4 protein-coding genes and 1 pseudogene are annotated in these 5,738 nt (G+C 64.3%); 2 read left to right on the top strand and 3 right to left on the bottom strand.

Going from position 1 to position 5,738, the window contains the following annotated elements; all coding sequences use genetic code 11:
- Window positions 1-116 precede the first annotated feature (116 nt).
- Window positions 117-578, bottom strand: a complete 462-nt coding sequence (gene rimI / locus AC1DYX_RS28790; RefSeq protein WP_477265278.1) for a ribosomal protein S18-alanine N-acetyltransferase — start codon at window positions 576-578, stop codon at window positions 117-119.
- On the bottom strand, window positions 575-1,336 hold the full coding sequence (gene tsaB / locus AC1DYX_RS28785; RefSeq protein ID WP_477265276.1) for a tRNA (adenosine(37)-N6)-threonylcarbamoyltransferase complex dimerization subunit type 1 TsaB: 762 nt from the start codon (window positions 1,334-1,336) through the stop codon (window positions 575-577). Before tsaB ends, rimI begins: the two co-directional genes overlap by 4 nt.
- A gap of 62 nt (window positions 1,337-1,398) precedes the next feature.
- Between tsaB and AC1DYX_RS28780 the strand changes: the two are divergent.
- Window positions 1,399-1,719: pseudogene (locus AC1DYX_RS28780) on the top strand (thioredoxin family protein); the annotation flags it as partial.
- 100 nt (window positions 1,720-1,819) lie between these two features.
- Window positions 1,820-2,944 carry an IS110 family RNA-guided transposase gene (locus AC1DYX_RS28775; RefSeq protein ID WP_477265274.1) on the top strand — a complete coding sequence of 375 codons (1,125 nt, stop codon included), beginning with the start codon at window positions 1,820-1,822 and terminating at the stop codon, window positions 2,942-2,944.
- Between the two features lie 620 nt (window positions 2,945-3,564).
- Here AC1DYX_RS28775 and acs read toward each other — a convergent pair.
- Window positions 3,565-5,556 carry an acetate--CoA ligase gene (gene acs, locus AC1DYX_RS28770; RefSeq protein ID WP_477265272.1) on the bottom strand — a complete coding sequence of 664 codons (1,992 nt, stop codon included), beginning with the start codon at window positions 5,554-5,556 and terminating at the stop codon, window positions 3,565-3,567.
- Window positions 5,557-5,738 lie beyond the last annotated feature (182 nt).

The raw sequence follows: 5,738 nt of genomic DNA, 5'->3' as shown, positions 1-5,738 counted from the left end.
CGGTGCCGGTGCCGCTGCAGCCGCGACGGGTTCCGGCACCGGCGCCGTGCGCAACTGCCACAACGGGCCCAGGCCCATCTCGTTCAGGAAAATGGCGTCGCGTTCGCTGACACCGTTCATAACACATACCTCATCACGATCGCATCCTCGCGCCGGCCTTCGTGCGCGGGATAATAACCCTTGCGGCGGCCGATCTCCGCATAGCCGTAGCGCCGGTACACCTGCAGCGCGCGCACGTTCGACGGGCGCACCTCGAGCAGGATCGATGCCATGTCCTGCGCGCGCGCGCGGGCCGCGATGCGGTCCAGCAGATAGCGTCCCAGGCCGGTACCGTGGCGCCCCGCCGCGACGGCCACGTCGAGCAGGTGGGCTTCGTCCAGCGCATACATCAGCAGGAAATAGCCGGCCAGCGCGCCTCCGGGCTCCTTGAGTACCCAGGCGTCGTAGCCGCTCGCCAGCGAGTCCACGAAGTTCGCGCGGCTCCACGGATGCGGGAAGACGCTGCATTCGAGGGCATACACGTCGTCGACGTCGTCCACGACCATCGGGCGCAGCTCGAGGCCCGCGGCGTCGTTCATGGCGCGACCTGTTGCGTCCCTGCCTTGGCCGCGTTGATGGCCTGGCGTTCCGCGCTCGTGTACGCGACCTTGTTGCGCAGGTACAGGGGCTGCGCCTCGTCGGCCGGCACGGCGCGGCCCGCGGCCAGGGCGGCCACGCCCAGCTGGACGAATTCGCGCGCATGCGGAAGAAGGTCGACAAGACCCGCGGCATGCGCGCCGGCGGCCCAGTCTTGCGCGGCGAACGCGGCCGGATACGCGGCGAAGCCGTTGCCGCAGGCGGCAAGCCCTGCGACCGGTTCGGGTGCAACGTCGCCCGGGGCGCACAGTGCGGGCTCGCGCACGATCTGCCATTCGCCGTTCCAGCGGTACTGCGCCCAGTAGRCCTCGCCCATGCGCGCATCCAGCACGGCGATCACCTCGGTCGCGCCGGTGCGGGCACGGCAGGCTTCGGCCATCGCTTCCAGCGTGACGAGCGGCAGCACCGGCTTGCGGGCGCCGAACGCGAGCCCCTGGGCCACGCCGCACGCCGTGCGCACGCCCGTAAACGAGCCGGGGCCGGCGCCGAACGCGATGGCGTCGCAGTCGGCGAGCGTGACGCCGGCTTCAAGCAACAGTTCCTGCACCATCGGCAGGACGGACTGGCTGTGCGTGCGCACGCCGGACGTTTCGCGCGTAATGACCGTGGGAACTGCGGTAGCATCCGCGCCGGCCGCGCTGTTCAATAAAGCGCAGGACGCCAGCTCGGACGAGGTTTCGATTGCGAGGATGATAGGCATGGCGTATTGTAACCCGGCGGCCCGGCCGTCCAAAAGCACGGAACCGTTGTAAAATCCTGCCCATGTCCAGCCTCACCCTCGAGCCCGATACCCGCGACCAGGTCGCCGCCGCCCTCCACGGCGACGGCTGGATCGTCGCCTGCCTGTGCGCCGCCTGGTGCGGCACCTGCTCTTCCTACCGCGCCGCATTCGACGGCCTGGCCGTGCGCCATCCGGACAAGACCTTCGTCTGGATCGATGTCGAAGACCAGGCCGACGTCGTCGGCGACCTCGACGTCGAGAATTTTCCCACGCTGCTCGTACAACGCGGCGACGCCGTCGCGTTCTTCGGCACGATGTTGCCGGATGCGGGCGTGGCCGACCGCCTGATCCAGGCCCAGGCCGGGTAGACAGAATGTATTGACCTACCAACCTCAACGGACGCGGGTTACGCTGAGGGTTGGTGAACCTTTCGGCGCAGAGCCGCAATTGAGGAGGTAGGTCATGAACGAGTTTAGCAAATATGTAGGCCTGGATGTCCATAAGGCGACGATCGCTGTCTCGATTGCGGACAGTGCCGGTGGCGATCCACGTTTCTACGGCGAGATAGCCAACACGCCGGTTGCGATAGCGAAGCTGATGACGCAGTTGGCCAAGGGCGGCGCGAAGCTGTCGGTGTGCTACGAGGCGGGCTGCTGCGGGTATGTGATCTATCGCCAGTTGACCAAGCTAGGTCACTTCTGCCAGGTCGTTGCGCCTTCGCTGATCCCGAAGAAGACCGGCGACCGCGTCAAGACTGATCGGCGAGATAGCCTGTCGCTGGCGCGCTTGCTGCGTGCGGGGGAAATCAGTGGCATCTGGGTTCCGGACGGGCTGCAGGAAGCGTTGCGGGACCTGACACGGGCTCGCGAAGACATGAAGCATTTGCAGCGGCAGTCCAAGCAGCAGTTGCTGGGCTTCCTGCTGCGCCACGGCGTGGAAGGATTTTCCGGCAAGAGCAACTGGACGCAGGCCCACTTCCGCTGGTTCGAAACGGTCAAGTTCGATCAGCCGGCGCAACAGCTTGTTTTCCAGGAATACATCGACGTCATCAAGGCCAGCATCAAGCGTGTGCAAGGATTCGACGAGCACATCGAACGTACCGCGCAGGCATCGGCGGTATGGCCCATCATCGAGGCACTCATGGCGCTGCGTGGAATCAGCCTGCTGGCGGCCGCCATCATCATGGCCGAGATTGGGGATTTGTCGCGCTTCGCCGGCGCGCCGCAGCTGATGGCCTATCTGGGGCTGGTGCCCAGTGAAAGTTCCAGCGGGACGAACAGGCGCCGCGGCGCCATCACTAAGACCGGCAACGCACACGTGCGACGGGTGCTGGTCGAGGCGGCATGGACCTATCGGCATCCGGCGCGCAAGACCAGGACGTTGCAACGCCGTGCCGAGAAGACATCCGATGCGGTGCGGGAGATCGCTTGGAAGGCCCAGCAGCGGCTATGCAGTCGGTACTGGACGCTCGATGCGCGGGGCAAGCTGAAAGTCCAGGCCTGTGCCGCCGTGGCCCGCGAGCTGGCTGGCTTCATATGGGCAATAGGACAGGCCGTACCCGGTCCGACGCGCAGCGTTTCGGCATAACGAAGGAGATGAGCATGCAATGCGCTTACAGCAGAATAGGCAACGGTAGGAGAACCCTCGACCACCCTAGGAGGCGCCTGGCAACAGGATGATCCTCGACAGTAGAGAGAGGCAGCTCCACGACGAATGCTTGTCTTGCGAAAACCCGCGTATATCAGGCTGATCAACCGTCGTTTCGCCGCCCGTTCTGCTGTAAGCGCATTGGATGATGCACCGGTACTCAACATGTAAAACGTCTACAGGCGCGGCTCGCCGGGCCAATTGAGCATGGCCGAGTAGCCGCGCCAGACGCTAACTTGGAGCTCACGGATACAGCGGATTGGCATGGGCCTTGCAGCCCATACCCCGCCACTTTGCGGTGCCTTGGGCTACCGCTTGATGCATCACGCACCAACCAGGCAAAAAGCAGGAAAAAGAACAAAAAGCTTGACGGGTCAATACATATCAGGGTGGGCATTTGAGGCCGGGGGCCTCAAATGAAACGTGCCCACGCGAACGCCAACATGACGCAAACGTCACGCGTGGGCACAGGGGTGCCCACCCTACGAATCGGTTCGCGAAACATTGAACGATAAAAAACGCCGCGCCGGTCATCCCGGCGCGGCGTTGATATCGAACAATCAGGCCGATTCCTTGAGCTGCTCCAGGATCGCCGGATTTTCCAGCGTCGACACGTCCTGGCTGATCGTCTCACCCTTGGCCAGCACGCGCAGCAGGCGGCGCATGATCTTGCCGGAGCGGGTCTTCGGCAGGTTGTCGCCGAAGCGGATTTCCTTCGGCTTGGCGATCGGACCGATCTCCTTGCCCACCCAGTTACGCAGCTCGGCGGCCAGTTTCTTCGCGTCTTCGCCGGTCGGACGCGCCTGCTTCAGCACGACGAATGCGCAGATCGCCTCGCCGGTCGTCTCGTCCGGCTTGCCGACCACGGCGGCTTCCGCCACGATCGGGTGTGCCACGAGCGCGGACTCGATTTCCATCGTGCCCATGCGGTGGCCCGAGACGTTCAGCACGTCGTCGATGCGGCCCGTGATGGTGAAGTAGCCCGTGTCCTTGTTGCGGATCGCGCCGTCGCCGGCCAGGTAGTATTTGCCGCCCAGCTCGTCCGGATAATAGGCGCTGCGGAAACGGTCCGGGTTGTTCCAGATGGTGCGGATCATCGACGGCCACGGACGCTTCACCACCAGGATGCCGCCCTGCCCGTTCGCCACGTCGTGGCCGGCCTCGTCGACGATGGCGGCCATGATACCCGGCAGCGGCAACGTGCAGGAGCCCGGCACCATCGGCGTCGCGCCCGGCAGCGGGGTGATCATGTGGCCGCCCGTTTCCGTCTGCCAGAACGTGTCCACGATCGGGCAGCGCTCGCCGCCGACCTGCGTGTAGTACCACATCCACGCTTCCGGATTGATCGGCTCGCCGACGGTGCCCAGCAGGCGCAGGCTGGACAGGTCGTAGTTCTTCGGATGCACCTTCTCGTCCGTGTTCGAGGCCTTGATCAGCGAGCGGATCGCCGTCGGTGCCGTGTAGAAGATGCTGACCTTGTGCTTGGCGATGGTGTCCCAGAAGCGGCCGGCGTTCGGGTAGGTCGGCACGCCTTCGAACACGATCTGCGTGGCGCCGACTGCCGTCGGGCCGTAGGCGATGTAGGTATGGCCCGTCACCCAGCCGATGTCGGCCGTGCACCAGTAGACGTCTTCCGGCTTGATGTCGAAGGTCCACTTCATCGTCAGCATCGCCCACAGCAGGTAGCCGCCGGTCGAGTGCTGGACGCCCTTCGGCGTGCCGGTCGAGCCCGAGGTGTAGAGGATGAACAGCGGATGTTCCGCATCCACCCACTCCGGCTCGCACTGTGCGCTCTGGCCGTCGACGAGGTCGTTCAGCCACAGGTCGCGGCCCTGCTGGAAGTTGATGTTGCCGCCGGTGCGCTTGTAGACGATGACGTCGCGGATCGTGTCGCAGCCGCCCATCGCCAGCGCCTCGTCGACGATGGCTTTCAGCGGCAGCGCCTTGCCGCCGCGCAGTTGCTCGTCGGCCGTGATGATGGCGACGGCGCCGGCGTCGATGATGCGCTCCTGCAGCGACTTCGCGGAGAAGCCGCCGAACACGACGGAGTGCGTCGCACCGATGCGCGCGCAGGCCTGCATCGCGGCCACGCCTTCGATCGACATCGACATGTAGATGATGACGCGGTCACCCTTCTTGATGCCGCGCGACTTCAGGCCGTTGGCGAATTTGCAGACGTGCTCGTGCAGCTCGCGGTAGGTGGCGCGGGTGACCTGGCCATCGTCCGCTTCGAAGATGATCGCCGTCTTGTCGCCGTTGCCGTTCTCGATCTGACGGTCGAGGCAGTTATACGACACGTTCAGCTGGCCATCGGCGAACCACTTGTAGAACGGTGCGTTCGATTCGTCGAGGGTCTGCGTGAAGGGTTTATGCCAGGCAATGTTTTCACGTGCCAGACGGGCCCAGAAGCCTTCGTAATCGTTGGCGGCTTCGTCGCAAAGTTTCTGGTATGCATCCATGCCGGAGATGGCGGCATGCGCTTTGAATTGTTCGGAGGGCTGGAACACGCGGTGTTCCTGCAGTCCCTGCTGTTGGTTCTCGTTCTCGGCCATACTAGTCTCCTTAAACATTAGTAATAGTTTGACTGTTACCTTAGGCGCCCTCGCTTACTGAGCCCTTACACGGCATCACGCGGCGTGCAGGCAGTGTCTCCCGTCCCATTCTACCAACTCAATCGGACAACGAAGCCGAGCCGGCAACGCCCGACGGGTGTAGAATGTTGAGCTGTTTTGAC

The organism is Massilia sp. P2_C2, assembly GCF_056404615.1.
The sequence above is the reverse complement of the archived record's forward strand: the minus strand, read 5'-3'. Positions and strand labels throughout refer to the sequence as shown.